Source organism: Mycolicibacterium stellerae, from assembly GCF_003719305.1.
Taxonomy (GTDB): Bacteria; Actinomycetota; Actinomycetes; order Mycobacteriales; family Mycobacteriaceae; genus Mycobacterium; species Mycobacterium stellerae.
Genome location: NZ_RARC01000088.1, coordinates 1 through 522, shown reverse-complemented (window position 1 = coordinate 522; position 522 = coordinate 1). Strand labels below are relative to the sequence as shown.

Sequence of the window (522 nt, the reverse complement as noted above, 5' to 3'; positions counted from 1 at the left end):
AAATGCTGCTGCACGCGATCCTCAAACTGCACGACAAAATCCAGGAAATGCCGCTAGGCGTCAACCGCGACGAAGCCGTCCGCGAAGCCGAAAAGGCAGCACTAGCGGTCACACCCACCATCGAACTAAAGGGTCTGCTGCGGTGACGAGCCACTCGGGCGAAGAACACACAACCGGGGCGGATCCGGGCGGCGCGAACGGCAGGGGCGACGACGAGAAGGAGGTCGTCGGTGTGCGCCGCGGCATGTTCGGCCCCACCGGCTCCGGTGACACGTCCGGTTACGGCCGGCTGGTGCGCGAGGTGGCGATGCCGGGCAGCTCGCCGCGCCCCTACGGCGGGTATTTCGACGAGGTCGTCGACACGCTGACCGCGGTGCTGGGTGAGCAGGCGTTTGCGGCGGCCGTCGAGAAGGTGGTGGTCTACCGCGACCAGCTCACCCTCGAGGTGCGCCGCGAACAGCTGCCCACCGTGATGCAGGCTTTGCGCGACGACGCGGGTCTGCGGTTCGAGTTGTCGCTGGG

General features: G+C 67.2%; 2 pseudogenes. Both read left to right on the top strand.

The features are described 5' to 3' along the window. Positions 1 to 146, top strand: a pseudogene (locus tag D6M19_RS34085) (NADH-quinone oxidoreductase subunit B); the annotation flags it as partial. Between the two features lie 98 nt (positions 147 to 244). After that, positions 245 to 522 (top strand): annotated as a pseudogene (locus tag D6M19_RS34080) (NADH-quinone oxidoreductase subunit C); the annotation flags it as partial.